A 26,687-nucleotide genomic window follows, 5' to 3' on the forward strand; every position below is an offset into this window, starting at 1 on the left:
AACCGGCAGCCGGGTGGCCCCGTGCCCTGGGCGGGCCCAAAGAAGCCTGGGGCCCGATGCCCCGGCCGGGGCCGCCACGGGGAGGGGAAACCATGGCAAACCAGGGAATGCAGGGCCAGGCCGCTGCTGCAGCCGGCCAGGGGGCGGGGTTGCCTCCGTCCGGGCCGGCAGGCCCCCGCGACTGGCGGGAGGAGGAGCGCATCGCCGAGTTCACCGCCCGCCTGGAGCGGGGCGAGAAGGTGGAGGCGGGCGACTGGATGCCCAGCGAGTACCGCCGCCAGTGCCTGCGCCTCATCCAGACCCACGCCAACAGCGAGATCATGGGGGCCCTGCCCGAGCGGGAGTGGATCCCGCGGGCGCCCACCCTGCGCCGCAAGCTGGCCCTCATGGCCAAGGTCCAGGATGAAGTCGGCCATGCCCAGCTGATCTACCGCGTGGCGGAAGACCTGGCCGCACCCCTCGGCATCACCCGCGAGGACATGATGGACGCCCTGGTGGCGGGCAAGGCCAAGTTCCACAACGTCTTCAGCTATCCCGCGCCCACGTGGGCCGACGCCGGCATCATCGCCTGGCTGGTCGACGGGGCCGCCCTGGTGACCCAGGCGGCGCTGCTGCAGACCAGCTACGCCCCCTACGCCCGCATCCTGCGGCGGATCTGCGCCGAAGAGGCGATCCACCTCAAGCACGGCGAGGACATCATCCTCACCCTGATGAGCGGCACCCGCGCCCAGCAGCAGATGGTCCAGGACGCGCTGAACCGCTGGTGGCGGCCGCTGCTGCACTTCTTCGGACCGCCGGACGAGATGTCGCCCAACCTGGAGCAGGCCATGAAGTGGCGGATCAAGGTCCGCACCAACGAGGAGCTACGGCAGGAGTTCCTGAGCAAGTACGTGCCCCAGATCCGCGCCCTGGGGCTCCAGATCCCCGACCCCGAGCTGCACTACGACGAAGCGCAGGGCCGCTGGGTCTACGGCGACCCCGACTGGGACGAATTCTGGCGCGTGGTCAAGGGGCAGGGACCCAGGACGGAGGCGCGGCTGGCCATCCGGCGCCTCTCCCACGAGGAGAGCCGCTGGGTGCGGGAGGCCCTGGCCCGCGGCGCTGCGGCCGCCTGACGGGCCACCATCCCGGCCCAGGAAGGGGACGAACCGGCATGGGCGTCACCATGGAGGTCTACGAGGTCTTCGGCCAGCCGCGGCGGGGCGAGCCGTATATCCACTGCGGCAGCCTCCTGGCGGGGGACCGGCGCAACGCCCGGCTGCTGGCCCAGCAGCTCTACTGCCGGCGGCAGGAATACGTCAGCCTGTGGATCGTGCCGCGCTCGTGCATCGAAGCCGTGGGCGAGGGTGACACCGACTGGTGGCAGCCGGCCACGGACAAGACGTACCGCCTGGGGGAAGGCTTTGCCCGGACCCGGATCCTCTGGCAGCGCTTCGGCCGGGGGCCGGGCGGCGGCACGAGTCGCGGCGGGCCCGGGCGCGGTGGCGCTGGCACGGCCGGAGCCCACGGTTCCTCCCCGGGGCAGGACGGGCCGGCAGCCGTCGCCCCGGCCCACCGGGCCGGCGAGCCGGGCGCACCCGGTGATGCGGTACCCGGTGCCGTGCTCAACCGCAGCGGTCACGTGCGGGTCCGTCGGGGGCCCCGGCGCCAGGACCGGGAAGGGCGGCCGGCTCCCGGGGGCGCCGCGCCCGGTGGCGGGGGCGGTGCGGCGGGGCCCGGTATCTGGATGGCTGGTTCGGGGAGCAGTGCGGTTGCCGGCCGCGACGCCGGCAAGGGCACCGGGCCCAGGCCGGGGACCGGCACCGGGTCCGCCGCCGGGACGGGCCCTGGGGCCGGGCGCGGGCCAGGGGGTGAGGGCCGGTGAACGGGTCGAACCGGGCCCACGCCATGGAGTCCCTCTCCGCCCACCCGGCGGGCGCGGCTGCCGCGGGCGCTGCCCCGGGCTTGGTGGCCCTGCTCTTCGCCCTGGCCGACGACGAGCTGATCGCCGGCCACCGGGCGTCGGAGTGGACGGGCGTAGCGCCCTACTTGGAAGAAGACGTGGCCTTCTCCTCCATCGCCCAGGATGAGGTGGGGCACAGCGCCCTGCTCTATCAGCTGCTCGCCGACCTGGGCCAGGGTGGCGGGGATCCCGATGCCCTGGCCTTCGGCCGGGATCCGCAGGACTTTCGCAACGCCGTCCTGCTGGAACAGCCCAACGGCGATTGGGCCGCGGAGATCGCCCGCCACTTCCTCTACAGCGAGTACGAGGCCGTGCTGTGGCCGGCGCTGGCCCGATCGCCCTACGAGCCGCTGGCCGCGGCGGCGGCCCGCATTGCCCGGGAGGAGGCTTACCACCAGGCCCACTTCCGCCAGTGGGTGGTCGAACTCGGCCGCGCCGGCGGCGAGGCACGGGAGCGGCTGGCGTCGGCCCTCGCCCGGGCCCTGCCCCTGGCGGCCGGGTTCTTCGAACCGGTAGACGGGGAGGAGCAGGCTGCCCGCTGGCGGGGGACCGGCCTGGAGGGGCTCCGCCGGCTGTGGTGGGCGGCCGTTGGCCAGGTGCTGGCAGAGGCCGGCCTGGCCGAACCGGTGCTGGGGCAGGCGGGACCGGGAGAACCGGCTGGCGTGGAACCGGCGGATCCCGGGACCGAGGGGGGCCCGGCGGCCCCCGGGAGCGAGCGAGGCCTGGGAGGCCGGCGAGGACACCACTCGCCCGCCCTGGCGGCCTTGCTGGCGGAGATGACGTCGGTCTACCGCTCGGACCCGGCGGCGGAATGGTAAGGGGGCCGGCGGACGCATGGCCATGAGGCCGGGTCCGGCTACGGCGCCGGGCCATGGGAGGGAGAGCCCGTGGGTTCTACGGGACCGTTGCCGCAGACATCGGGATCCGTGCCGGCCGGTTCGCCCGGGGACGGCAGCGCCCCCGGGCAGGCTCCGTGCCAGGGGAATCACCGCTCCCGTGGGAACGGCGGGGCCGGGGGGTCCCGCCGGCCGGGCGAGACCGGAGCCCAGGCCGGAAGCGGGCCCGCCGCCGGCCGGCGTCCGGACGCTGCGCAGCAGGAGAACCAGGCGCTGCGGGATGCTCTGTGGCAGGCCCTGGCGGAGGTGCCCGATCCGGAGATCCCCGTGGTCAGCGTCGTCGACCTGGGGATGGTTGAGGCGGTGGAGGCCGACGCCCGCGCCGGCCGCGTACAGGTCACGCTGCTTCCCACCTTCGTGGGCTGCCCGGCCTTGGGGCTGATCCGCCAGGTGGTCGCCGGGCGGCTGCAGGCGGTCCCGGGCGTGCGGGAGGTGGAGGTGCGGGTTGCTTACAGCCCGCCCTGGTCCACCGACCGGATCACGCCCGCGGGGCGCCGGAAGCTGGCTTCCTTTGGCATTGCCCCTCCTCCGCCCGCGGGAGCGGGGCGGCCCGCCGCCGGGCGCTCTGCGCCGGAACCGCACGGGCCGGGACGTTTGCCGGGCAGAGACGCCGAGGGCGCCGGCGCCGGGAAGCCGGATGCCGGGATGCCGGGCGCCGGAGCGCCGGACCTCGCGGCGGCCGCCAGCCGGGTGCCTCCGGGACCTGCCGGCTGCGGGGCATTGCAGCGTCTGGAGACCCTTGCGGCCCATGCCGCCACCTGCCCCTTCTGCGGGTCGCGCCGTACCCGCCGGGAGAACGCCTTCGGGCCGACCCCGTGCCGCAGCCTGTGGTATTGCCTGGATTGCCGCAATCCCTTCGAGCAGATGAAGGCCATTTGATCCGCGCCCCCCCACCCCCCGGCAAGGAAGCCGCAAGGAAATCCACCCGCCTCCCGCCAATTGGCGTAACAGGCCCAGGCCGGGTCAGATCCTGCGGGGCCGCCCCGGCCGGGCCAGATCCTGCTGGAGGGGATGACGTTCATGGCCGAAGGCGACGGCCGCTACACCACCATCCTGGCCGAGCGGGAGGGCGGCGTCCTCACCCTCACCCTCAACCGGCCCGAGGTGCTCAATGCCTTCAACCGGACCATGACCTCCGAGCTGCTGGACGCCTTGCGCCGGGCGGAGCGGGACCCCGAGGTGCGCTGCGTGGTGATCACCGGCGCAGGGCGCGCCTTTTCCGCCGGGGAAGACCTGAAGAGCCGGCAGGAGGGTGGCGAGAAGTCCTTCATCGCATCCCTGCGCGAGCGGTACAACCCCCTCATCTGGAAGATCCGGACCATGGAGAAGCCCGTCCTGGCGGCCGTCAACGGCGTGGCGGCGGGGGCCGGCCTGGGGCTGGCCCTGGCCTGCGACCTGCGCCTGGCCTCGGAGCAGGCCCGCTTCGGGCAGGTGTTCGTCAAGGTGGGCCTGGCGCCCGATTCGGGCACCAGCCTGTTCCTCCTGCAGCTGGTGGGGCCGGCCCGGGCGGCGGAAATGGCCTTCTTCGGCGACCTGGTCCCTGCCGGGGAGGCGTTGCGGATGGGGCTGGTCAACCGCGTGGTGCCCCATGAGGAACTGGCCGAAGCCACGCGCCAGTGGGCCCAGCGGCTGGCCGCCGGCGCCACCCGGGCCATCGGCCTGGCCAAGCGGGCCTTCAACTTTGCCGCGGGAGCCCGCCTGGCGGAGGTGCTGGAATACGAGGCGTACCTGCAGGAGATCGCCGGCCACACCGCCGACCACGCCGAAGGAGTGCAGGCGTTCCTGGAGAAGCGCGAGCCCCGCTTCCAGGGGCGCTGACGGGAGGCCGCCCCGGTGAACAGGTCAACGGTTGCGGGCGAACCGTCCCCCGGCGAGCAGGCCCGAGCCGCCTCTGCGGGGCCCGGTGGGGCCGCCGCCGGTCCGGCCCCCTCGGGGCCGGCGGGTGGGTCCCTGGTGGACTCCGGGGCCGTGGTGGCGGTGCTGGGTGCCGGCACCATGGGCGGCGGCATCGCCCGGGTGGCCGTGGAGGCGGGGTTTGCCGTGGTCCTCTACGATGTGGCGCCCGCCGCCCTGGAGCGGGCCCGCCGGCGGCTTGAGGAGGCCTGGCGGCGCCACGAGCAGGAGGGCCGGGTTCCTCCCGGCACGGCGGCGGAACGGCTCGGGCGGCTGCAGACCACCACGGACCTGGACGCCGTGGCCCCGGCGGCCGTGGTGATCGAGGCGGCGCCCGAAGACCTGGGGCTCAAGCAGGACCTGCTGGCGAGCGTGGGCCGGCGGGTCCGCCCCGAGGCCCTGGTCGCCAGCAACACCTCGTCCCTGTCCATCACGGCCCTGGCCCGGGTGGTCCCCGGGCCCGAGCGGGTCATCGGCCTGCACTTTTTCAACCCGGTGCCGGCCATGCGGCTGGTGGAGGTGGTCGCCGGCGCCCTCAGCGCGCCCGAGGCCGTGGCCCGCGGGGTCGATCTGGCCCGCCGGCTGGGCAAGGAGCCCGTGGTGTGCGCCGACACCCCGGGGTTCGTGGTCAACCGGGTGGCCCGGCCTTTCTACGGCGAGGCCCTCCGGCTGCTGGGCGAGGGAGCGGCAGGGGTCGAGATCATCGACGCCCTGGTGCGAGCCGCCGGCTTCCCCATGGGACCTTTCCAGCTGATGGACCTCATCGGCATCGACGTGAACCTGGCGGTGACCCGTTCGGTGTTCGAGGGGTATGGCGGCGAAGCCCGCTACCGGCCCCACCCCATCCAGCAGCAGCTGGTGGCCGCGGGCTGGCTGGGGCGCAAGGCGGGTCGCGGCTTCTACCGCTACGGCGAAGCGGGGGAGCCCGTGGGGGTGGCCTGGCGCGGCTGGCGGCAGGTGGCGGCGGGGAGCGGGCTCGCAGGCAACTCTCCGGAAACCGGGCCTGCCGCCGCCGGCCAGGCGACCGGTGTGGAGGCCACCGGGGGGCAGGAAGGGCTGCCCGGCCACCTCTGGGTGGTGGGCGACGGGCCCCTGGCCCAAGCCCTTGGCGAGCGGTGGGCCCAGGCGGGCGTCGAAGTCGAGCGGATCGCGGGGCTGCGCGAGGCCCTCCACCGCCCGGCCGGGGTGACGGGTCCCGGGGCCCCCGAGAGCCCGGGTGCGAAGGCGGCGCCCGCCGCCGTGGTCATCACCTGGGAGGACCTCGATCCCCTGGCACCCGGCTTCTGGTCCCAAGCGCTGGAGGACCTGGCCCGGCTGGAGGCGGGGCTGCCGCCCGGGGTGCTGCTGCTGGTCAGCCTGTTGCCGGGACCTGTCGCCGAGCAGGCCGGGGGCCTTGGACACCCCCAGCGGGTGGTGGGCTGGGCAGCGGCACCGCCCCTGGGCCAGGCGGTGGAGCTGGCAGCAGGCCCCGCGACAAGCCCCGCGGCCCTGGCCCGTGCCCGGTCCTGGTTGGAGAGAGCGGGCCTGGCCGCCCACCCCGTGGCCGACGGGCCGGGCGGCGTGGCGGCCCGGGTGGTGGCGATGTTGATCCAGGAAGCGGCGGCCGCCGAGGCGGACGGGATCGCCGAGGGGGAGGCCGTCGACCGGGCCATGCGCCTGGGCACCGGCTATCCTCGCGGGCTCCTGGAATGGGGGACCCTTTGGGGCTGGCGGCGGGTGCTGGCCCTGATGGAGGGCCTGTGGCGCCACTACCGGGAGGAACGCTACCGCCCCCTGCCCGCCCTGCGCCGTCGAGCGCTGGGCGAGCCCAGGTGGACCGAGAGTGCGGCAGGCGGGGAGCCGGGCGAGTCCAGGCGGCCCTGAGGCGGGACGAGCCGGCCGCCGGCGGGTCCGGACCGCCCTGAGGTGGGGCGAGCCGGGTGGTGGGCGCCGGGCGAGTCGAGGGCGGCCGGCGGCCGGGCACGCCGGGCGCCGGAAGGCTGCGGCCCGGGGGCTGGTGGTCACCATCTTGGGCGCAGACCCGGGACCCATGGAGGGGGACGGGCGGCCCCTGGTGACGCCCGCAGGCACGGGAGAGGAGGGTGCGCGGTGGCAGAACCCGTCATCGTGGCGGCGGTGCGCACGCCCATCGGCCGCCATGGCGGCGCCCTGGCGCCGGTTCGTCCGGACGACCTGGCGGCGGTGGCGATCCGCGCCGCCGTGGAGCGGGCGGGCGTGGACCCTGCCGAGGTGGAGGACGTCATCCTGGGCTGTGCCAACCAGGCAGGGGAAGACAACCGCAACGTGGCCCGCATGGCCGCCCTGCTGGCCGGCCTGCCCGAGCACGTGGCCGGGGTGACGGTCAACCGGCTCTGCGGCTCCGGGCTGGAAGCGGTGCTGCAGGCCGCCCGGGCCATCCGCGCCGGCGAGGGCGAGGTCTTCGTGGCCGGCGGGGTGGAGAGCATGAGCCGGGCGCCCTGGGTCATGCCCAAACCCGAGCAGGGTTACCCCCGCGGCAACGTCCAGGTGTTCGACACCACCCTGGGCTGGCGGTTCGTCAACCCGCGGCTGGCCGCCATGTTCCCGCCCGAGTCCATGGGCGAGACGGCGGAAAACGTGGCCGAGCGCTACCGCATCAGCCGGGAGGACCAGGACCGGTTTGCCCTGGCCAGCCAGCGCAAGTGGGCGGCGGCCCAGGAAGCGGGGAAGTGGCGGGACGAGATCGTCCCCGTGGAGGTTGCGGGACCCCGCGGCCGCCGGGCCGTGGTGGAGGTGGACGAGCACCCGCGCCCCGACACCACCCTGGAGAAGCTGGCCAGCCTGCCGCCGGCCTTCCGGCCCGGAGGAACCGTCACCGCCGGCAACTCGTCGGGGATCAACGACGGCGCGGCGGCCCTGGTCATCATGGCCGATCACCGGGCGCGGTCGCTGGGGCTCCGGCCCCTGGCGCGGGTGGTGGCGGGCGCCGTGGCCGGGGTCGACCCGCGGTACATGGGGATCGGGCCCGTCCCCGCCACCCGCAACGTGCTGGCCCGGGCGGGCTGGCAGGTGGACGACCTGGACCTGATCGAGCTGAACGAAGCCTTCGCCGCCCAGTCCCTGGCCTGCATCCGGGAGCTCGGGCTGCCGGAAGACAGGGTCAACGTCAACGGCGGCGCCATCGCCATCGGCCACCCTCTGGGCTGCAGCGGCGCCCGGATCCTGACCACGCTGGTCCACGAGATGCGGCGGCGCGGAGCGCGGCGGGGGCTGGCGACCATGTGCATCGGCGTGGGCCAGGGCATCGCGGCCCTGGTCGAGGCGACGCCTGCCTCGTAGGGGCCCGGCCGGCGCCTTGCACCGGCTCCGGCTCCGCGGACCGGCTCCGGCGCCTGGTGGCAGCTTCGGCGGCTCGTAGCAGCTACGGCGGCTGGTACCGGCTCGGCGTGCTCGCCTCCTCGGAGGCAGGCCGCCCGGTTGTCCCCTTGCGGGCCCGGCGGTCCGGTGCCGGGCCGCACCGCCTATTAAGATTTATTATTAAAATAGATTGCCGGCAGGACGTGGGTGGTGCGGCGCGAACTCAATCCCCACAGGGTCGGGGAGGGTCGAGCGTTGTACCGCCTGGACGAGCACGTGGTCGACGAGATCCGCCAGCGCCTCGACATCGTCGAGGTGATCGGCGACTACGTGCCCCTGCGCCGGGCGGGCCGCGAGTACGTGGCCCTGTGCCCGTTCCACGACGAGCGCACCCCCTCCTTCACCGTCTCGCCCGCCAAGCAGATGTTTTACTGCTTCGGCTGCCAGGTGGGCGGGGACGTCTTCACCTTTGTCATGAAGAAGGAGGGCTGGACCTTCCCCGAAGCCGTGGCCCAGCTGGCCCGGCGGGCTGGGGTGGCCCTGCCCGAGCGGCCCCTGTCGCCCGGCCAGCGGCGGGTGCGGGACCGGCAGGAGCAGCTGGCCCGGGTGCTGGAGCTGGCGGCGGCGTTCTTCCGGCAGGCCCTGCGCTCCCCGGCGGGGGAAGCTGCGCGCGCGTATCTGGAAGAACGCGGCCTGCCCCCCGCCCTCTGGGACCGGTACGGCCTGGGGTACGCTCCACCCGGGTGGGACGGGCTGGTCGGGGCGCTGGAGCGGCGAGGGGTCGCGCCCGCCTTGCTGGCCGAGGCGGGGCTGGCGCAGCCGCGCCCGGCCGGCGGCTACTACGACCGGTTCCGCCACCGGGTGATGTTCCCCATCACCGACCCCCGGGGCCGGGTGGTCGGGTTCGGCGGCCGCTCCCTGGACGGCCAGGAGCCCAAGTACCTGAACTCCCCGGAGACGGCGCTCTTCAACAAGCGGCGCCTCTGGTACGGGCTCGACTGGAGCCGCCCGCGGCTGCGGGAAACGGGCACGGCGGTGGTGGTGGAAGGGTACATGGACGCCATCGCCGTCGACCGCGCCGGCGTGGGCTACGCGGCGGTGGCCTCCCTGGGGACCTCCCTGAGCGAGGAGCAGGTGGAACTCCTGGCCCGCTACGTCCAGCGGGTGATTATCGCCTATGATGCCGACGCGGCGGGCCAGCGGGCGACCATGCGGGGCCTGGCGATGTTTGCCGACGCCGGGGTGGAGGTGCGGGTGGCCCAGTTGCCGCCGGGCCGCGATCCCGACGACGTGGTGCGGCGGGAAGGGCCCGACGCCCTGCGGCGCATCCTCGAGGCGGCGGTGCCGGTGGTGGAGTACCGCTTCCGGCAGGTCATGGGCCAGGTCGACACGGCGACGCCCCGGGGGCGGGCGGAGGCGGTGGAAGCCCTGGCGCCCTGGCTGGCGCGGGTGTCGAGTCCCGTGGAGCGCGGGGAGTACGTCCGCCGCTACGCCGTCGCCCTGGGCGTCGAGGAAGGGATCCTCTGGCAGGAGGTGCGGCGGGCCGCCCGAGCCCTGCGCAGCAGGGTGGCGGCCGCGGGGCGCCCCGCCCGGGGAACCCTGCGGGGAAGCATTGCCGGGACCGGAGGCGTCCGTGGGGAGCGTGCCGGCAGGGCGGGTGGAGCCGGTGGGACGGGCCTTCCCGATGCGGGTGGGAATAACGTCCAGGCCGTCCGGCATACTAACCGTCGGGTTCCGGTGGAGGAAGTTCCTGCTGGTGTGGTCCGGGCGGAACGAGGTCTGGTGGCCGCCAGCCTGTTTCACCCCCAGTGGCAGGCCCTCATTGCCAGCCGGCTGGAGCCTGGTGACTGGGTGACACCGGCCCACCGCCTGCTGTTCGAGCTGGCCTGCCGCGAGGCGCAGGCGACGGGCGGCGGGGTGGACGCCGGCCGTGTGCTTTCCCGGCTGCACACCCTGGCCGCCGGGGGTGGGGACATCGGGCCATCGGAAACGGGCCGGCAGGAAGGAAACATGGCCGGTTCTGCCGAAAATGAAAGAGATCGGGATGCCGATCAGCCCCAGAACGGGGTTCACGACGGGGTGGAAGAGCGGCTGCCCGCTGGGGCGGCCGGTTCTTCCTCGCCGGCCGTTGCCGGGGCTGCCGTGTACCAGGAGGCGGTATCGGTCCTGGCGGCCCTGGTGCAGGCGCCGGAGCCCGGGCCGGACGAGCCCGGCGAGATGGAAAGGATTTTAGATGATTATATCAAAACCCTAAAGCGACATAGCCTATGGAAAATCCAGCGCCGGATTGCCCAGCTGGAGGCAAGCGGCCAGGATGTACCTGTCGACCTGGTGACCAGGTTTCAGCTGCTGTCGGCGCAGCTGAAAGGCCGCGTGGGAAGATGATCCCGCTGCGGCTGCCCTCGCCGGTCCAGTACCGGAAGGGACGGGGACCGGCGAATGCTTTTCTGCCAATGATCACGGGTCCCGATCCCCGCCAGGGAAGGTGGCCGGGGGCCACGCTGCGGGGGCCCGGGACCGCGGCGGAAAGGGGGGAGTCCGATGGACGTGAGCGAGGTCAAGAGCCCGTTGCTGGAGATCGATGAAGTCAAGCGCCTGGTCGACCGGGGACGCCAGCGGGGTGGCGTGCTGACGGAGGATGAGGTCACCGACGCCTTGCAGGCTGTCGACCTGGATGCGGATCAGGTGGACGAGGTCTACCAGCTCCTGGAGGACCTGGGCATCGAGGTGGAGACGGGTCCCCGCCGGTCGCGGAACGGCGCCCGCAACGGGCGGGCGGCGCGCGGTCACCGTACCCGCTCCGGCGATGCCGGCCTGGACGGCATGATGGATGAGGCTGCCCTGGACGGGGTCGCGGGACTGGATCGACCTGAAGACCTGGACGCAGACACGGCCGGCGGTGGCGAGGCCGGAGACGAGGGCGACCAGGACGCGGCCGCCGAAGGAACCGGCGTCGACCAGCTGGGCGAGCCCGTCGATGACGAGGACGACCTGTCCATGCCGGATGGCGTCGCCCTCGACGACCCGGTGCGCATGTATCTCAAGGAGATCGGGCGCATCCCCCTCTTGACGCCGGAACAGGAGATCGAGCTGGCCAAGCGGATCGAGCAGGGCGACGAAGAGGCGAAGCGCAAGCTGATCCAGGCCAACCTGCGGCTGGTGGTCAGCATTGCCAAGCGCTACGTGGGGCGCGGCATGCTGTTCCTGGACCTGATTCAGGAGGGCAACCTGGGCCTGATCAAGGCGGCGGAGAAGTTTGATTATCGGAAGGGCTTCAAGTTCAGCACTTATGCCACCTGGTGGATCCGCCAGGCCATCACCCGGGCCATCGCCGATCAGGCCAGGACGATCCGCATCCCCGTGCACATGGTGGAGACCATCAACAAGCTCATCCGCGTCCAGCGCCAGCTGGTCCAGGAGCTCGGGCGGGAGCCCACGCCGGAGGAGATCGCCAAGGAGATGGGCATCGAGCCGGAGAAGGTGCGGGAGATCATGAAGATCGCCCAGGAACCCGTATCCCTCGAAACGCCCATCGGCGAGGAAGAGGACAGCCACCTGGGTGACTTCATCGAGGACGAGGATGCTCTGGCGCCCGCCGAGGCGGCGTCCCAGCTTTTGCTCCGGGAGCAGCTGGAGGATGTGCTCCACACCCTGACGGACCGCGAGCAGAAGGTCCTGCGGCTGCGTTTCGGCCTGGACGACGGTCGCCAGCGGACGCTGGAGGAAGTGGGCCAGATCTTCGGCGTCACCCGCGAGCGCATTCGCCAGATCGAGGCCAAGGCGCTGCGGAAGCTGCGGCATCCGTCCCGCAGCAAGAAGCTGAAGGACTACCTGGAGTGAGGCGGCGGCTCGCGCCGGCGATGCCAGTCAATCCCATTCCGGTGCCAGTTAAGTACGTTCACGAAACGAGGAGGGGTAGGTCAAGAGCCTACCCCTCCTCGTCTGGCCGAGTCATGATTTGTGCAACCTGACTTGGAAGGAACCTTCCGCCGGGTGACCGAGAGAGGAACCACCGATCCGGAGCGCGGGCTGCCCGCAGGCAAGCGCCATGCTTTGGCTACGGGCGCAGCCGCTTTTCCAAGATCAGCTTCGGCTCGCCCTGCTCGTCCACGTAGACGCCGATGATGTCGAATCCGTGGCGCAGGTTCAGGATCAACATGTCGCGCCACTTGTTTTTCGTGGTGGTGCGGATGGTACCGTAGCCCTGTTCTCGACACCAGGCGTGTTGTCGACGCATCAGCTCGCTGGCGATGCCCCGCCGGCGGAAGCCGGGCGACACCGCCCCCACCCAGCTGTAGAAGTGGCCGGGTTTCCGCTCGTAGCCAATCTTGTAACCCACCACCTGTTGCCCCGCCATTGCCACCAAGGTCAGAAGGCGGTGCCTTTTGATTGCTTCCTGCAGCAGGCGATCCGCTTGGCCATCACCGAAGACCAGCTGGTGCAGCCGCAAAAGACCGGTCAGGACGTCGCCATTGGGGAGGCCATCAAACTGCCGGTATTCGACGGAGGGATCGGGTTCCATGACTGAATCTCCTCTACACCGGCCACCTTGGCGTGCGACCTGATGCGACGCCAGTATGCCACGGCCGCGGGCATAGGGCAACGCTGCCGGCCCGGGCCGATCAGCCCGTGGACCGGCGAGGGGTACCCGCCCGGCCCCGAAGCCTGCCGGCCCCGGTGGCCCCCGACGGCTCCCGGTCATGGGGCCGGGCGGGCTCGCTGGGGTGGACTTCGGGGACGAGGTTGCCTTGGCAGGGCCTGCCCAGCGGAAGGGGAAAACAGAAACCGGCAAGGGACGGGAAAGGGGGGGCGGCATCCCAGTGAAGGCCTGGCAGCTGCTGCGGCCTGCCGATGCCCGGGCGGCCCCCCTGTGCCTGGTGGAGGTTCCGGAGCCCGAGCCGGGACCGGGGGAGATCCGCCTGCGGGTGCGGGCCTGCGGCGTGTGCCTTACGGACGTGCACGTGGCGGAGGGTGACCTGGTGGCGCCCGCCTACCCCGTGACTCCCGGCCACCAGGTGGTGGGGATCGTCGAGGCCGTGGGCCCCGGCGTGGAAGGCGTTCGCCCCGGGGAGCGGCGGGGGGCCTACTGGCTGCACCGGGCGTGCGGGTATTGCGAGGCGTGCCGCCGCGGCGACGAGAACCTCTGCCCCCACGCCCGGTTCACCGGCCTCCATGCGCCGGGCGGCTTCGCCCAGGCCATGGCGGTTCCGGCGACCTACACCGTCCCGATCCCGCCGGGCTACGACGACGCCACGGCGGCGCCCCTGCTCTGCGCGGGCGTCATCGGTTACCGGGCCTTGCGGCTCAGCGGCCTGCAGCCGGGGGAGCGGCTGGCCCTGTTCGGCTTCGGTGCGTCGGCCCACCTGGTGCTGCAGGTGGCGCGCCACCAGGGCTGCCAGGTGGTGGTCTTCACCCGCAGTCCGGCCCACCGGGAACTGGCCCGGCAGCTGGGCGCCATGTGGGCGGGGGGTGCCGAGGTCCTGGCGCAGGAAGAGGCGGCAGGGCCCGTTCCTCCTGCCTGTGACCGGGCCATTGTCTTCGCCCCGGCCGGCGAGCTGGTGCCCCTGGCGTTGCGGGCGGTGCGGCCGGGGGGCACCGTGGTCATCAACGCGGTCCACATGACGGACATTCCTTCGTTCCCCTACCGGCTCTTGCACGGGGAGCGGGTCCTGCGGACCGTGGCCCACGTGACCCGCCGGGACGCCGAGGAGTTCATGGCGGTGGCGGCTTCGGTGCCCCTCCAGGTGGCCGTTCAGCGCTACCCCTTCGAGCAGGCCAACCAGGCTCTGGCGGCCGTCAAGGAGAGCCGGGTCCGCGGTGCGGCCGTCCTGGTATTGGACGAGCCCGCCGGCCGGTGAGGCGACCCGCCGGTCCACGGCCGGGCCCCGGGGAGAGGGCCAGCGCGCACCCGGTCGATCGGGGGCCGGCAAGCCACCGGCGGTCATCAGGTAGCCCCGGAACCCGGACAGCCGGCTGGGGTGGCACCAGGCCGGTCCCTGCGAACCAGGACGGATCCGGGGCCCACGGGAGAGGAGCTGGCACCATGGTGGCGGTAGCGGACGCCCAGGACGCCCATGGGGACGGGCGGGAGCGTGCCGGGAGGCTGTCCCTTCAGGAGGTCTGGCCCGGCGTCTACCGCGTTCCCATCCCCATCCCGGCGCCTCTGCGCGAGGTCAATGCCTATGCCCTCCGCGGTCCCCACGGCTGGACCCTGGTGGATACCGGGTTCCACACCCCGGAGGCCGAAGCCCGCTGGAATCAGGCCTTTCACCGGCTGGGCATCGGCCCCGGTGATGTGGAGGCCATCTTCGTCACCCATTTCCATCCCGACCACTTCGGCGCCGCGGGGTGGCTGCAGCAGCGCACGGGAGCGCCGGTCCTGATGCACGACCGGGAACTCGAGCTGGCCCGGCGCATCTGGCGGCCGGCCGCTGTCGACGGCTACAACGCCTTTGCCGCCCGGCACGGGGTTCCGGATGAACTGGCCGCCCCTCTGGCCCAGCGCCGGGCCCGGATCGTCTCCTGGGTGGATCCCCAACCTCAGGTGACGCCGGTGCGGGAAGGGGAGGAGCTGCGCCTGGGCGGGCGGCGGTGGCAGGTCCTCTGGACGCCGGGCCACACCGACGGCCTGGTGGTCCTCTGGCAGCCGGACGAGGGCCTGTTGCTGGCGGACGACATGGTCCTTCCCGATATCTCTCCCAACATCTCCGCCGGCCCCCAGGCGACCCCCAATCCCCTGGGCCGGTATCTGGACTCGCTCGGGCAGGTGGGGCGGCTCCCGGCGCGGCGGGTTCTGCCGGGGCACCGGGCTCCCTTCGACGATCTGGCCGGACGGTGCCGGGAACTTGCCGAACACCACCGGCGCCGGCTGGAGGACGTCGAAGCCATCGTCGCCGCGGGCGGGCGAGTGACGGCCTGGCAGGTGGCCGGGCAGTTGTTCGGGCGGGTCATGGATACCCTGGCCAACGTGGAGTTCGCCCTGGGGGAGACGGTGGCGCACCTGGACTACCTGGTAGAACAGGGCCGGCTGGCGGTGGTGGAGGCCGGGGACGAAGCCGCGGCCCTTGGCGGCAAAGAGGACGCGGAGCCCGGCCCCCGGGACGGGAGCCGGGCTTCCGTGCCGCGCCTGATGTACGAGAAGGGGCGATGAAAGAGCGAGAAGGAAGAACCGGCCGCGACCGGTGCACCGCGCGGCCGGCCCTGCGGCCGGGGCCGGGTTCTACCGCGCCGCCGTGCCCAGGGCGGAGCGGGCGGCCAGCACCCGCTCCCAGGCTTCGGCCTGCAGGGGGCGGTCGAAGCTGCGCAGCTCGGCCAGCCGGAACCCGTGCTGGCGGGCCAGGTCCTTCAGCCAGAGGATGGTCTCCAGGTTGAGGTCGGCCCCCAGGCTGGTGTGCCGGTAGTGGTGCTCCAGGGCCAGCATCATGGTCTCCGCCATGCAGGCATAGACCAGGCCGCGTTCGAAGCCGAAGTTCCACCCCATGGACGGCCGGCCGGGCACCTCGATGACGCCGCCGTCGATCACCAGCACGTCGGGCCGGGCATCGCCCACCTCCCGGCTGACGTTGGGCGGCCGGCTCAGGTCGCACACCACCGCTCCGAACTTCACGTTGCGCGGCGTGACCAGGTGGGCGGTGCTGCTGGTGGCGGTCACCACCACGTCGGCCTGGGGCAGCATGGCGTCCAGGTCCGTGGTGATGACCAGGGGGCACCGTCCACCCGCCATCCAGGCTTCCAGCCGGGGGAGGAAGGCCTCGGCGGGTTCTGCGGGATCGGGCCAGCCGCCGAATTCCACCAGGACCTGCGCCAGCGGGCCCAGGGGCCGGCCCGAGGCCGCCAGGCTCAGCACGTGGCGGGCCAGATCGGCCGCCACCCGCAGCAGCCGCCGCCGGCTCTGCTCGGGCCGGGCCGGGTTGCCGATCAGCACCAGCCGGCGCACCTCACCGGCCAGCAGCAGGGCCGTCGCCCGCCCGATGGCGCCCGTGGCGCCCACCACGGCCACGGTTCCCTGGCCAAGGGGGAAGCCCAGCCGGCGGCTGGCTTCGGCAATGGCCTCCACGGCCGCCACCACGGTGAAGCTGTTGCCGGTGGTCAGGGCGACGCCGGCGTCCCGCAGGTGCAGCCCGCCCCGGGTGACCACCGAGGTGTAGGCGCCCAGCCCGACGATCCGGGCGCCGTTCTCGCGGGCCAGTTCGATGGCTTCCTCGATCTCCGCCACCGCCTCCGCCTGGGGCATGGCCAGGAACTCGTCGGCGGTGCGGGGGACGGCGTAGAACTCGCCGTAGGCGGTGGCCCCGGCCGCCGAGACCACCCGGGTCCGGCCGATGCGGAAGGGCTTGAGGAGGTGATTCCAACGACCGGCCAGCTCTTCCAGCTCCGCCCGGCTGAAGGCGGCCAGGCTGGGATCAAACTCCGGGTAGTTCTCCAGGTCGACGGGATGAACCAGGAAGGCAAAGCGCCCTTCCCGGAGATCGCCGCTGGGGGCCACCGCCTCTTCCGGCTCGCGGGAGCGAACCGCCAGGAGGGCAGGCTGGTGGCGGGCGGGCCGGCCCACGGCCTGCCCGGTCGTCGCCTGCGGGCTGACCAGGTGCCGGAGCAGGGCAGCGGTGTCATCCCGGTCGATGAGTTCCACCACCCGCTCGATGGCGGCCAGGGCGTAGTCGCACTCCGCCCGGGTGGCGATGAGGGGCGGCTCGATGCGGATCACGTCGGCACCGTTCAGGGTCGGGGCGACCCGCAGCCCCTCCACGTTGAGCAGGTACGAGGCGATGACCGGGGTGAGCAGCTCCTGCTCGCCCATCACTCCCAGCAGGTTGCCGGGGAAGGTCTCCCGGTCGACCCCGAACTGGATGCCCAGCATGAACCCCCGCCCCCGCACCTCCCGGATCACCCGGGGATGGCGCCGCTGGATGGCCAGCAGGCCCTGCCGCAGGTACTCGCCGGTCTCGGCCACGTGGCGGACCAGGGCCTGTTCGTCCCGGGTCAGGAGGTCCAGGGCGGCCAGGCCGGCCCGGCAGGCCAGGGTGTTGCCCGCGAAGGTCGAGGAGTGCTTGGTGGCGAACTCTTCTGTATACACCTCTTCGGTGCACAGCACGGCGCCGATGGGCATGAGGCCGCCGCCCAGGGCCTTTGCCAGGGTGATGGCGTCGGGTGTGACGCCTTCCGCCTGGCAGGCGAAGAGCACGCCCGTACGGCCCAGCCCCGTCTGCACCTCATCGGCGATGAACAGCACCCCGTGGCGCCGGCACACCTCCCGGGCCTCGCGCAGGTAGCCGGGAGGCGGCACCACGATGCCGCCCTCGCCCTGGATCGGCTCGACCAGGAAAGCGGCGTACTCGCCCGGCCGGGCCGCCAGCGCCCGCTCCAGGGCCTCCAGGTCGCCGTAGGGCACCTTGTCGAAGCCCTCGGCCGGGGCGAAGAAGGCGTCCTGATAGGCTGCCCGGTGGGTGGCGGAGAGGGCGCCGAAGGTCTTGCCGTGGAAGCCGTTGCCCGTGGAGAGGATCCGCGGCCGGCCGGTGGCCGCCCGGGCCAGCTTGATGGCCGCTTCCACCGCTTCGGCACCGCTGTTGGCAAAGGTCACGTAGCGCAGCCCCGGCGGGGCCACCTCGATCAGCCGCCGGGCCAGCTCGCCGGCGGCATTCAAGAAGGAAGGCTGGACGAAGGACGGCTCGCCGCGCTGGCGCGCCTCTTCCAGTGCCGCCCAGATCTCCGGCGGGTTGAAGCCGAAGGGCAGTGCGCCGTAGGCGGCGACGAAGTCCAGGTAACGGCGGCCCTGGTCGTCCCAGAGCCAGCAGCCCTCGCCCCGGACAAAGCGCTTGTCCATCTGGATCTGCTCGAGGAGCTCGCCCAGGTGGGGGTTGACATACTGCCGGAAAGGATGCATCCGGTGCCCTCCCATCCCGAAGAACCGTCTCCAGCTTGGAACGCTCTCCAGCCGGGTGCGCTCAGCCGGTGCGCCAGCCGGTCCAGCCGGTGCGCCAGCTAGGGAGCGGGCTCGCGCCCGCCGCGGTCGTCCCGCGGTAGCCGCAGCTGCCGGATCAGGCGGCGAAGGGCCTCAGGGTCCACGAACCGGTCCTCGGTGATGGGCGACGTGCCGATCTGGATGCCCGTCACCCGGTCCGACCCCAGGAGTGCTTCGACCAGCCGGATCCGCATGTCCGAGCCCAGGAAGATCAAGTGGTCCAGTTCCCGGGCGCGGGCGATGAGGGCCATGAGATCGTTGAGCAGGGCGGCGCCGCTGCGTTCCCCGATGAAGCGCCGGCGCTCCTCCTCGGTGAGCAGCCAGACGAAGTCGACACCCTCGCTGCGCGCCACGTCTTCCAGCGCCTCGCGGTTGCCCACGGGGAAGCCCACCAGGCCCAGCTTATGGCCCCGCCGCACCTCCCCCAGGCTTTCCAGGCGGGAGACCAGGGTCCGGTCGATGCCCAGCTCATGGGCCACGTCCTGCTGGGAGAGGCCGGAGGCGCGCAGCTCCAGGATGCGGTCGACCATCCGGTAGATCCGCTGCCGGTCGATCACCTTTTCGCCGACGCGCACCAGTTCCACGCCTGCGCCCCCCGCCGCCGCCCGCCCTTGTGCACAAATATGCGCACAGTCACCCTGAGTATAGCGCAGGACGGTGGTCCTGGGTATGCCTTTAGGGCGTGTCCGCACCGGCCCCGTGCTCCGGCCGGCCCGGTACTGGTCAGGCCCTGCGCTCAAGTCATGACCGCGGTCACTACCGGCGCGGTGCCAGCCCCTCTACCATCGGAACCGGCGGGAACCCACAGCCGGGGAGTGAGCGACCATGACCCAGCCCTTCAAGCTCCTGGAGGAACACCAGGAAACGGGCGCCACCGACCGGCGCCGTGCCGGATTCCCTGGATCTGCCGGTGGCGCGGAGAGAGAACCCCATCCAGGAGCAGGGCCCGTGCTGGTGGTCCGGAACCTGGTCAAGCGTTTCGGGCGGAAGGCAGCGGTCGACGGCATCTCCTTTGCGGTGGAACCCGGCGAGACCTTCGGGCTATTGGGGCCCAACGGTGCCGGCAAGAGCACCACCCTGGCCATCATCGCGGGCCTGCTGAGGCCCGACGGTGGAGAGGTGGAGGTCGGCGGCTTCTCCCTGGCCGCCCGGCGCCGCGATGCGCAGCGCCTGCTGGGGGTGGTGCCCCAGGACCTTGCCCTCTACCCCGAGTTGACGGCAGCCCAGAACATGGGTCACTTCGCGGCCCTGCGCGGCCTGCGGGGCGCGGAAAGGCGCCGGCAGATCGAAGAAGCCCTGGAGCTGGTGGGACTGGCGGAGCACGCGGGCCAGCGGGTGGAGCGGTTCTCCGGCGGCATGAAGCGGCGGCTCAACATCGCCATCGGCCTTCTGGGACGGCCACGCCTGCTGCTCCTGGACGAACCCACCGTGGGCATCGACCCCCAGTCCCGCCGCCACATCCTGGAGGCCATCCGGAAGCTGGCTGCGTCCGGCATCGCCGTCCTGTACACCAGCCACTACATGGAGGAGGTCGAGTTCCTCTGCCGGCGGGTCGCCATCATGGACCACGGCCGGATCATTGCCCAGGGGCCGCTGGACGAGGTCCGGGCCCTGGCGGGTGATGCCGCCATCCTGCGCCTGCCGTGGGACCCTGTGTACGTTGACGCGGATCCCCAGGCGGTCGCCCGCCAGCTGGGCGTCCCCGTCGAGGTGACGGGCGGCGAGGCCCGGTTCGTCCTGCCTGGGGGGCCGGAACAGGCAGCCCAGGTGGTCGCGGAACTGGTTCGCCGCGGCATCCCGCTGCGCGGGATGCGTGTGGAAACGCCCGACCTGGAGACGGTGTTTCTGGCCCTGACGGGCCGGGCCCTGCGGGATTAGGGGGTTTCGGCCATGGACGGGTTGCGACAGGCAGGTCTCATCGCGGCCAACCAGCTGCTGCGCTTCGTGCTGGACTGGCGGGGCGTGCTGATCCTCTTCCTCCTGCCCCTGGCCTTCAACCTGGTGCTCGGGATAAGCCTGCGCCAGGCCTTCACCCCCGAATTCCGGCCCGAGCGGCCCTACCGGGTGGCGATCGCCGCGCCGGCCGGCCACCAAGCGGCGCCGGCAGTCCTGCAGGTCCTGGCAGCGGGGGAGGCGGACGGCTGGATCGAGATCCAGAGGGTGAAATCAGGCGAGGCCGCCGTGGGAGCGGTCCGGCAGCGCCGGGCCGATGCGGCCCTGATCGTGCCGGCGGGGTTCCCCCAGGAGCCCCTCAGGGTCATCGCCGAACCCGGGACGGTACCGGCCTCTGTGGTCGAGACCCTGGCCCGCGAGGCCGCGGCAGCGGCTGCGCTGGGGGAAGCCGGAGGGGCCGGTGGCGCCGGCGGGGGGGACCGCGGCCGCCCAGTGCCCGTCGACCTCAGGATACAGGCCGCCCCCCTGCCGGCTGGTGGGGCAGCGTCTGGTGGCGCCGCGCCACCACAGGTTGACGCCATGGCTTACTACGCCGCCGGCATGGCCGTCATGATGCTCTACCTGGCGACCCGCGAGGGGACCAGGGCCTACCTGGCCGACCGCAGCACCGGCGTGTACCTGCGCGTCCGTGCGGGAGGAACCGGCCGCGCCGCCTACCTGGCGGGCACCTTTGCCGGCAGCGTGGCCACGGGCCTGGCCTTCATGGTGGTCATGGCGCCGGTCACCCGGTGGCTCTTCGGCGTCCACTGGGGCCACCCGGGGGGATGGATCCCCCTGACCCTGGCCGCCACTCTGGCGGCCGCAGGGGTCAATGCCGTCCTGGTGGGGCTTGCCAGGTCCCCGGAGGTGCTGGAGGGTGTCAGCATCGCCCTGGCCCAGGTGCTGGGGTTCTTCGGCGGGTCGATGATGCCCCTGTTCATCTTTCCCGAGATCCTGGCCCGGCTCTCCCGCTTCGTTCCCAACCGGTGGATGCTGGACGGCTACCTTGAACTCATGGCCGGCGCAGGACCGGCAGCGGTTCAAGATGAAATCCTGCGCCTCACGGCGGCGGGGGCGGCCTTGCTGATGGTGGGGTGGGCCCTGGACCAGCTCCTGGCACGATTGGTGGGGGAGGGGTGAACCGTGACGCCGGATGCGGGCAATCGCCACCGGGGTGCCACCTTGCGGCGGGTAGCGGCCATTGCCGCCACCACCACGCGCCGGACCCTGCTGCGGCCGCTCAACCTGCTGTGGCTCCTGATCGTCCCTCTGTTCTTCGGCGGTGTGATAGCAAGCCTGTTCGCCCCATCAGACAAGCCGCCGAGGCTGGCGGTGGTGGTCGAAGATCAAGGGCCTTGGGTTGGTCCGTTGCTGGACGGCCTGTCCGCCACGCCCATGAACCTGCAGCGCCTGGCACGGGACGAAGCCGCCGCGCGCCTGCACCAGGGCAGGGAGCGGGTGGTGCTCCTGATTCCCGACGGCTTTTCCCGGTCGGTCGAAGCAGGCGTGCCGCGGCTGGAACTCTGGTACGCTCCGCGGGCCGAGCCCGGCGAGGAAATGGCGAGGATCCGGGCGGTAGCGGCCGGCCTCGTTACCGGAACGCCCGCGGGTCCTCTGTCGTTGGTGGTCGAGGCACCGCGGCAGGCAGCCGCGGCGGGCGACTTTGCGCTGTTGCGCACGGTCTACGGGTTCTACGTCATGTTCGCCCTGGTCTCCCTCATCACCCAGGCGGCCGCCCTGCACCGGGAACGGGAGCTGGGCACCCTGTCCCGCTCGCTGGTGGCGGGGGCCACCTACGGCGAGATGGTGGCCGGCCACGCCCTGGCGCTGTTCCTCCTTGGGCTGTTGCAGGCGGCGGCCATGGTGGGCGTCACGGCGCTGGGCGGTGCTCCGTGGTTCGCCGCCGGCCTGCCGGCCCTGGTCCTGGTCTTGATCGCACCTCTGGTGGCCGCATGCGGCATCGCCCTGGCGGTGGCAGGGTTCACCCGCACGTCGCGGCAGATCAACGCCGCCGGCTCGCTGGTGGGCACCATCGCCGCCATGCTGGGCGGCGCGTTCTGGCCCCTGGACGTGGTTCCGGTGTCCCTGCAGGAGGGAGGCCGGCTAAGCCCGGTGTATTGGGCTTTGGATGGCTTGCGTGAGGCATTCGTCTTCGGTGGCCCGGGTGCGGCCCAGTGGCCGGCGGTGGCGACCCTGGTGCTGATGGGGGTGCTGGCGGGGACGGCCGGTGTGCTGGGGCTGCGCCGCTGGGCGGCTTAGCCGGCAGCGAAGGCGACTTCGCAGGGCCGCCGGCGGCGGGGGGCGCAACGGGGGCCCGGAGCTTCCCACCACCGAACCGTTGCGCGCCGTGCCGGGCGCGCTACGCCGGACCAGGTGGGGGCGGCGGGGGGAGCGGGCGTGGATCCGTGGAAAACCGGCGAACAGGATGGGTGGAACGACGCGGGGTTCCACCTGATCCGCCTGGCCCTTTTCGCCGCCGGCACGGCGGTGTGGCTGCTCAACCGCCCGCAGCCGGCACCGGGCGTGGCCGTGGCCCTGGCGAGCGGGCTGGTGCTGCAGGTGCTGGCCGAGGCGGCAGGGGGTGCGCGGGCCCGCGACGCCGGCTGGGGCCCGCGCCGCTGGACGGCGGTGGCCGCCTGGGCGGGCGCGCTGGTCCTGACCCTGTGGGCTGCTACCTGCGGGGGCGACGCGGCCCTGATCGGGACGGTGGCGGCGGTGCTCATGGGTTCGCCTACGGTGATGGGTCGGGGTGCGGCCCGGTGGGTCAACGGGGCGGCCGCCGTCGCCACCACGTTCGTGGCGGCGCAGGCATCCGGGCTGCAGGCCGCGTTGTTAGGCGGGGCCGTTCTGCTGGTGGCGGGTTGGAGCGGCGACATGCACGCCTCCTACCGGGCTGAGCGGGAACGGCTGCAGCAGGTGGTGGCCGGGCTGGCGGCCGCCCAGGACCGGCTCGCGGAACTGGCGGCCCGCAGCGGCGAACTGGGCGCGCAGCGGGAGCGGGAAGAACTCCTGGGTGCCCTGCACGATGCCCTGGGGCACGCCCTGACGGCCCAGTTGCTGCAGGTGTCCCTGGCCCGCCGGTTGCTGTCCACGGAGCCGGAGGCTGCGGCGGCCCGCCTTGAGGCCGTCGAGGCGGGGCTGCGCGATGGGCTCGCCCAGGTACGGCAGTTGCTGCGCCGCTCCCTCCACCCCGGCCGCCTTCCCCTGGCTGCCGCCGTCCAGCGCCTGGCTGGCGACTTCGGCGCGGCCAGCGGTGTCCAGGTGGAGGTGGTGTTCGATCCCGATGCCGCCAGCGTATCCGACACCGACCCTGCAGTGACCGGTGCCGTCTACCGGGCCGTCCAGGAGGCCCTGACCAACGCCGCCCGCCACGGCCAGGCCCGGCACGTGCTGGTCTCCCTCACCGCCACAGGGCGGCGCCTGCGCCTGCGGGTTCAGGACGACGGCCTGGGAGCGGCCGAACTGGTTCCGGGGGTGGGGCTCACCCGCATGACCCGCACCGTCCAGCGGCTGGGTGGAACCCTTCGCTTCGAGACACGGGTAGCCCGGGGTTTCGCCGTCGAGATCACGGTCCCCCGCCGCGCGCCCATGGTGGTTGCGGGGATGACCGGCTCGGCCGGGGAAGCAGGGGATGAACAATGATTCGGGTGCTCCTGGCGGAAGATCAGGCTCTTGTGCGGGACGGTTTGCGCCTGCTGCTCGAACTCCAGGGCGACCTGCAGGTGACGGCCGTGGCCGACGGGGCGGAGGCGGTGGCCCGGGCTGCAGCTGCATCCTTCGACGTGGCCTTGCTCGACGTGCGGATGCCGCACATGGACGGGATCGCCTGCCTGCGGCGGCTCCAGGCCTTGCGGCCCCGGATGCCCGTGCTGATGTTGACCACCTACGACGACGACCGCCTGGTGCGCCAGTGCCTGGCGGCCGGTGCCGCGGCTTACCTGCTCAAGGACATGGCGCCGGAGGATCTGGCCAATGCCATCCGCCTGGTCGTATACGGGGGAGGGTTGATCCCGGGGGATCTGGCCGGAGTCCTGGCCCGCGCCGCGTCCACCGGTTCCGCGGCGGGAGGAACGGGCTCCGACATGCCACCGGGCCGTGGTGCTGGCCGCGTTCGGCGGGATGCCGGCACGCCCACCGGGGCCCCGCCGCCGTCCAGCCGCAAGGACGCCCTGTCGCGTCCCGCCCCGGCCGAGCAGGGCGAGCCCTTGACCCCGCGGCAGGTGGAGGTCCTCCAGCTCCTGGCCCGGGGGCTGTCCAACCGGGAGATTGCCGCCCGGTTGCACCTGTCCGAAGGCACCGTGAAGAACCTGGTCAGCGAGATCTATGGCCGGCTGCAGGTCCGGGATCGAGTCCAGGCCGTGTTGCGCGCCCGGGGCTGGCTGGGGCCGGGCGGTACCTCAGGGCGCTGACGCGATGAAAAGGGACAAGACGAGGCGATGGACGGCAGGCTCCCGGGCAAGCGGTGCCCGGGAGCCTGCCGGCCGCCATGGCCTTGCACCACTTGTGCACCCACTTACTCCATCGGGTGGCTGAAGTGCATCTCCACGTGCTCGATCTCGTCGCCGTCCAGCACGAAGTGGGCGGCGGGCCCGGTGATGCGGATCACCCGGTTCTGCAGGTCGAACTCCGTGTCGCCGATGTGCAGCTCGAACTTGCGTCCGGAGGCCAGGGTCACGATGACCTCGCCCCAGCGCTCCAGCTCGGCCTTCACCTGCTCCATCCGCATCCTTTCCACCTCCTGGGTCCCAGAGGGTGCGTCGGCGGCGGTTGCGCCCCCCTGGACCGGTTGTTGCTCGGGCCCCGACCGATGGGGACGAACCCGGCCAGGCCCTCTCCCCGCCCTTTCCTGACGGTCGCCGCCGGTGCCGGTGCCGGTCGTCGTCACCGCCGGCCGGGCAGGATACCGGGCGGCGCGGTGCCGGGCGCTTACACCGGACCCTTCGCCGGCGCCGGGTCCGATTCCGGCACCGGTCTCGCCAGCGCCAGGTCCGCTGCCCGCATCAGGGTCGCCGCCCCGCCCCGTTGTGGTAAAGGATAACATGCGCACCCGCGGCGGGCGAAGAGGCCGCCCCGGTGCGGGCGGGCGCTCGCGAACCAGCGCAACGGGGCGTGGCGGGACATTCCCTGCCGGCCCCGGCCGCGCCAGGCGCATGGTCGTACGGGGCGGCGCCGCTGGCGGGGAGGCCGGCGGGAGCGGCGGTCCTTCTCGCGCCATCGTCCTTTCCCTCCGGCACCAGGGACTGAGAACAGCTAACGCGCTTCTTATCATTTCTCGCCCAACGTCATCCAATCTTCGCATCCCCTCCCCTCGGCCCCGTCTGCCCCTCTTTGACATCGAACATACGTTCTGATATGCTGGCCCTGGATGATTTTGGGGGGGCTGCCCGTGCGTGTGTTGCAGGCGTACCGTTTCGCCCTCGACCCCACCCCCCGCCAGGAACGGGCGCTGGCCTCCCACGTGGGCGCCCGCCGCTTCGCCTTCAACTGGGGTCTGGCGCTGGTGAAGGAGCGCTTGGCAGCCCACGCCCGGGGTGAAGACGTGGAATTGCCATGGACCCTTCCCGCCCTGCGGCGGGAGTGGAACCGGCAAAAGCACGTCGTCGCCCCCTGGTGGCGAGAGAACTCGAAGGAGGCCTACTCCTCCGGGCTGGACGGGCTCGCCCGGGCGCTGCAGAACTGGTCGAAAAGCCGCCAGGGTGAACGCAAGGGCCGCCGGGTGGGGTTTCCGCGGTTCCGGAAAAAGGGCCGCGGGCGGGAGTCGGTGCGGTTCACTACCGGCGCGATCCGGGTGGACGACCAAAGCCACGTCGTCCTGCCCCGGATCGGGCGGGTGAAGACCCACGAGCCGGCCACGGCCTTGCTCCGGCGCATCGAAGCGGGAACGGCCCGCATCCTGTCCGCCACGGTCGCCCGGGAAGGGGGCCGGTGGTTCGTCAGCTTCACCTGCGAGGTGAAGCGGCCGCCGGGCCGGCCTCGGTTCCCCTGGAAGGTCGTCGGCGTCGATGCGGGCGTCAAGCACCTGGCGGTGCTCTCCACCGGGGAGGTCTTGCCCAATCCCCGAGCGCTGGAGAAGAACCTGAAACGGCTCGCCCGGTGGAACCGCGCCCTGGCCCGGCGCCAGCAGGGCAGCCAGGGGTGGCAAACGGCCCGTCGCCGGCTGGCCCAGATCCATGCGCGGGCCCGGAATCTCCGCCAGGATGCCCTTCACAAGCTGACACACCACCTCGCGAGCACCTACGGCGTGGTGGTGGTCGAGCAGCTGCACGTGGCGGGCATGCTGAAGAACCGGCGGCTGGCCCGGGTGCTGGCCGATGCGGCCCTGGCGGAGATCCGCCGCCAGCTCAGGTATAAGTGTCCCTGGCACGGGGCGGTTCTGGTCGAAGCACCGCCCTTCGACCCCAGCAGCAAGCGTTGCTCGCGGTGCGGCGCGGTGAAGCCGTCGCTGCCGCTTTCGCAGCGTGTTTTCCGCTGTGAGGAATGCGGGCTCGTGCTCGACCGGGACGAAAACGCGGCCCGGAATCTCGCGGCCCTGGCGGCCGCCGTCGCCGGGAGTGGCCCGGAGACGGAAAACGCCCGTGGACGGGATGGAAGACCTGCCGCAAGGCAGGCGATCCCGGAGGAAGCGGGAAGCCGGCACCGGCGCACCGCCGGGTAAGACCGGCACCGCCGATCCGCAAGGATCGGCTGCCTGAAACAGATGACAATGTTTCAGGTAACGGTTCGTCCATAGCAATCCCGGCCGCCGGGGGCG

The 26,687-nt window shown here is 72.6% G+C and carries 21 protein-coding genes; 17 read left to right on the forward strand and 4 right to left on the reverse strand.

Features of this window, described 5'->3' with window-relative positions:
- Positions 1-92: 92 nt before the first annotated feature.
- The 9 genes from paaA to rpoD all read left to right on the forward strand — a co-directional run bounded on the left by paaA (position 93) and on the right by rpoD (position 11,886).
- The gene (paaA, locus tag ACZ5T9_RS03465; protein WP_464833864.1) at positions 93-1,115 is read left to right on the forward strand and encodes a 1,2-phenylacetyl-CoA epoxidase subunit PaaA; all 1,023 of its coding nucleotides are present in this window, start codon (positions 93-95) and stop codon (positions 1,113-1,115) included.
- A 38-nt stretch (positions 1,116-1,153) separates the two neighbouring features.
- Entirely contained in the window at positions 1,154-1,864 is a 711-nt protein-coding gene (locus tag ACZ5T9_RS03470; RefSeq protein WP_464833866.1) for a phenylacetic acid degradation protein PaaB, read from the forward strand.
- Positions 1,861-2,760, forward strand: coding sequence for a 1,2-phenylacetyl-CoA epoxidase subunit PaaC (paaC, locus tag ACZ5T9_RS03475; RefSeq protein ID WP_464833867.1), 900 nt, complete (start codon positions 1,861-1,863; stop codon positions 2,758-2,760). Before ACZ5T9_RS03470 ends, paaC begins: the two co-directional genes overlap by 4 nt.
- Positions 2,761-2,829: 69 nt before the next feature.
- On the forward strand, positions 2,830-3,717 hold the full coding sequence (locus tag ACZ5T9_RS03480; protein WP_464833869.1) for a PaaD-like zinc ribbon domain-containing protein: 888 nt from the start codon (positions 2,830-2,832) through the stop codon (positions 3,715-3,717).
- Positions 3,718-3,849: 132 nt separating this feature from the next.
- A complete protein-coding gene (locus tag ACZ5T9_RS03485; RefSeq protein ID WP_464833871.1) occupies positions 3,850-4,656 on the forward strand; it encodes an enoyl-CoA hydratase/isomerase family protein in 807 nt (268 codons plus the stop codon).
- A 15-nt stretch (positions 4,657-4,671) separates the two neighbouring features.
- Entirely contained in the window at positions 4,672-6,594 is a 1,923-nt protein-coding gene (locus ACZ5T9_RS03490; RefSeq protein ID WP_464833872.1) for a 3-hydroxyacyl-CoA dehydrogenase NAD-binding domain-containing protein, read from the forward strand.
- 225 nt (positions 6,595-6,819) lie between these two features.
- Entirely contained in the window at positions 6,820-8,028 is a 1,209-nt protein-coding gene (locus tag ACZ5T9_RS03495) for a thiolase family protein (RefSeq protein ID WP_464833873.1), read from the forward strand.
- A gap of 273 nt (positions 8,029-8,301) precedes the next feature.
- Positions 8,302-10,431, forward strand: a complete 2,130-nt coding sequence (gene dnaG, locus ACZ5T9_RS03500) for a DNA primase (protein WP_464833874.1) — start codon at positions 8,302-8,304, stop codon at positions 10,429-10,431.
- A gap of 156 nt (positions 10,432-10,587) precedes the next feature.
- Entirely contained in the window at positions 10,588-11,886 is a 1,299-nt protein-coding gene (rpoD, locus tag ACZ5T9_RS03505; RefSeq protein WP_006903015.1) for an RNA polymerase sigma factor RpoD, read from the forward strand.
- Positions 11,887-12,103: 217 nt separating this feature from the next.
- On the opposite strand, the gene ACZ5T9_RS03510 is transcribed toward rpoD, so the two are convergent.
- Complete coding sequence (locus tag ACZ5T9_RS03510; protein ID WP_006903017.1) at positions 12,104-12,568, reverse strand: GNAT family N-acetyltransferase; 465 nt, start codon at positions 12,566-12,568, stop codon at positions 12,104-12,106.
- A gap of 298 nt (positions 12,569-12,866) precedes the next feature.
- Between ACZ5T9_RS03510 and ACZ5T9_RS03515 the strand changes: the two genes are divergently transcribed.
- Together ACZ5T9_RS03515 and ACZ5T9_RS03520 are read left to right on the forward strand one after the other, a co-directional pair.
- Positions 12,867-13,904, forward strand: coding sequence for a zinc-dependent alcohol dehydrogenase family protein (locus tag ACZ5T9_RS03515; protein WP_464833876.1), 1,038 nt, complete (start codon positions 12,867-12,869; stop codon positions 13,902-13,904).
- A 185-nt stretch (positions 13,905-14,089) separates the two neighbouring features.
- Positions 14,090-15,196, forward strand: coding sequence for an MBL fold metallo-hydrolase (locus ACZ5T9_RS03520; RefSeq protein WP_464833877.1), 1,107 nt, complete (start codon positions 14,090-14,092; stop codon positions 15,194-15,196).
- A gap of 69 nt (positions 15,197-15,265) precedes the next feature.
- Here the strand turns inward: ACZ5T9_RS03520 and ACZ5T9_RS03525 are convergent, their stop codons facing one another.
- A complete protein-coding gene (locus tag ACZ5T9_RS03525) occupies positions 15,266-17,926 on the reverse strand; it encodes an aminotransferase class III-fold pyridoxal phosphate-dependent enzyme (protein WP_464833879.1) in 2,661 nt (886 codons plus the stop codon).
- Between the two features lie 98 nt (positions 17,927-18,024).
- A complete protein-coding gene (locus ACZ5T9_RS03530) occupies positions 18,025-18,588 on the reverse strand; it encodes a transcriptional regulator (RefSeq protein WP_464833881.1) in 564 nt (187 codons plus the stop codon).
- A 241-nt stretch (positions 18,589-18,829) separates the two neighbouring features.
- Here ACZ5T9_RS03530 and ACZ5T9_RS03535 point away from each other — a divergent pair, with 241 nt between their 5' ends.
- From ACZ5T9_RS03535 to ACZ5T9_RS03555, 5 genes are all read left to right on the forward strand, one after another.
- Entirely contained in the window at positions 18,830-19,882 is a 1,053-nt protein-coding gene (locus ACZ5T9_RS03535) for an ABC transporter ATP-binding protein (RefSeq protein ID WP_464833882.1), read from the forward strand.
- Between the two features lie 12 nt (positions 19,883-19,894).
- On the forward strand, positions 19,895-21,076 hold the full coding sequence (locus ACZ5T9_RS03540) for an ABC transporter permease (protein WP_464833884.1): 1,182 nt from the start codon (positions 19,895-19,897) through the stop codon (positions 21,074-21,076).
- A gap of 3 nt (positions 21,077-21,079) precedes the next feature.
- Positions 21,080-22,195: an ABC transporter permease gene (locus ACZ5T9_RS03545; RefSeq protein WP_464833886.1), complete on the forward strand. Its 1,116-nt coding sequence runs from the start codon at positions 21,080-21,082 to the stop codon at positions 22,193-22,195.
- Positions 22,196-22,333: 138 nt separating this feature from the next.
- Positions 22,334-23,578, forward strand: coding sequence for a sensor histidine kinase (locus ACZ5T9_RS03550; protein ID WP_464833887.1), 1,245 nt, complete (start codon positions 22,334-22,336; stop codon positions 23,576-23,578).
- Positions 23,575-24,345, forward strand: a complete 771-nt coding sequence (locus ACZ5T9_RS03555; RefSeq protein ID WP_464833888.1) for a response regulator — start codon at positions 23,575-23,577, stop codon at positions 24,343-24,345. Before ACZ5T9_RS03550 ends, ACZ5T9_RS03555 begins: the two co-directional genes overlap by 4 nt.
- Positions 24,346-24,449: 104 nt before the next feature.
- Here the strand turns inward: ACZ5T9_RS03555 and ACZ5T9_RS03560 are convergent, their stop codons facing one another.
- Positions 24,450-24,662 (reverse strand): hypothetical protein, encoded by a 213-nt coding sequence (locus ACZ5T9_RS03560; protein WP_006903027.1) that lies wholly within the window; start codon positions 24,660-24,662, stop codon positions 24,450-24,452.
- Between the two features lie 660 nt (positions 24,663-25,322).
- Here ACZ5T9_RS03560 and tnpB point away from each other — a divergent pair.
- Positions 25,323-26,591, forward strand: coding sequence for an IS607 family element RNA-guided endonuclease TnpB (tnpB, locus tag ACZ5T9_RS03565; RefSeq protein ID WP_464833889.1), 1,269 nt, complete (start codon positions 25,323-25,325; stop codon positions 26,589-26,591).
- Positions 26,592-26,687 lie beyond the last annotated feature (96 nt).

The organism is Thermaerobacter nagasakiensis, assembly GCF_055396825.1.

What these genes read in the sequence shown, in the direction of transcription:
- ACZ5T9_RS03470 (WP_464833866.1), top strand. Translation starts at nt 1,154, where the DNA reads ATGGGCGTCACCATGGAGGTCTACGAGGTCTTCGGCCAGCCGCGGCGG.
- paaA (WP_464833864.1), top strand. Translation starts at nt 93, where the DNA reads ATGGCAAACCAGGGAATGCAGGGCCAGGCCGCTGCTGCAGCCGGCCAG.
- ACZ5T9_RS03510 (WP_006903017.1), bottom strand. Translation starts at nt 12,568, where the DNA reads ATGGAACCCGATCCCTCCGTCGAATACCGGCAGTTTGATGGCCTCCCC.
- ACZ5T9_RS03525 (WP_464833879.1), bottom strand. Translation starts at nt 17,926, where the DNA reads ATGCATCCTTTCCGGCAGTATGTCAACCCCCACCTGGGCGAGCTCCTC.
- ACZ5T9_RS03535 (WP_464833882.1), top strand. Translation starts at nt 18,830, where the DNA reads ATGACCCAGCCCTTCAAGCTCCTGGAGGAACACCAGGAAACGGGCGCC.
- ACZ5T9_RS03555 (WP_464833888.1), top strand. Translation starts at nt 23,575, where the DNA reads ATGATTCGGGTGCTCCTGGCGGAAGATCAGGCTCTTGTGCGGGACGGT.
- ACZ5T9_RS03520 (WP_464833877.1), top strand. Translation starts at nt 14,090, where the DNA reads ATGGTGGCGGTAGCGGACGCCCAGGACGCCCATGGGGACGGGCGGGAG.
- ACZ5T9_RS03560 (WP_006903027.1), bottom strand. Translation starts at nt 24,662, where the DNA reads ATGCGGATGGAGCAGGTGAAGGCCGAGCTGGAGCGCTGGGGCGAGGTC.
- ACZ5T9_RS03540 (WP_464833884.1), top strand. Translation starts at nt 19,895, where the DNA reads ATGGACGGGTTGCGACAGGCAGGTCTCATCGCGGCCAACCAGCTGCTG.
- rpoD (WP_006903015.1), top strand. Translation starts at nt 10,588, where the DNA reads ATGGACGTGAGCGAGGTCAAGAGCCCGTTGCTGGAGATCGATGAAGTC.
- ACZ5T9_RS03485 (WP_464833871.1), top strand. Translation starts at nt 3,850, where the DNA reads ATGACGTTCATGGCCGAAGGCGACGGCCGCTACACCACCATCCTGGCC.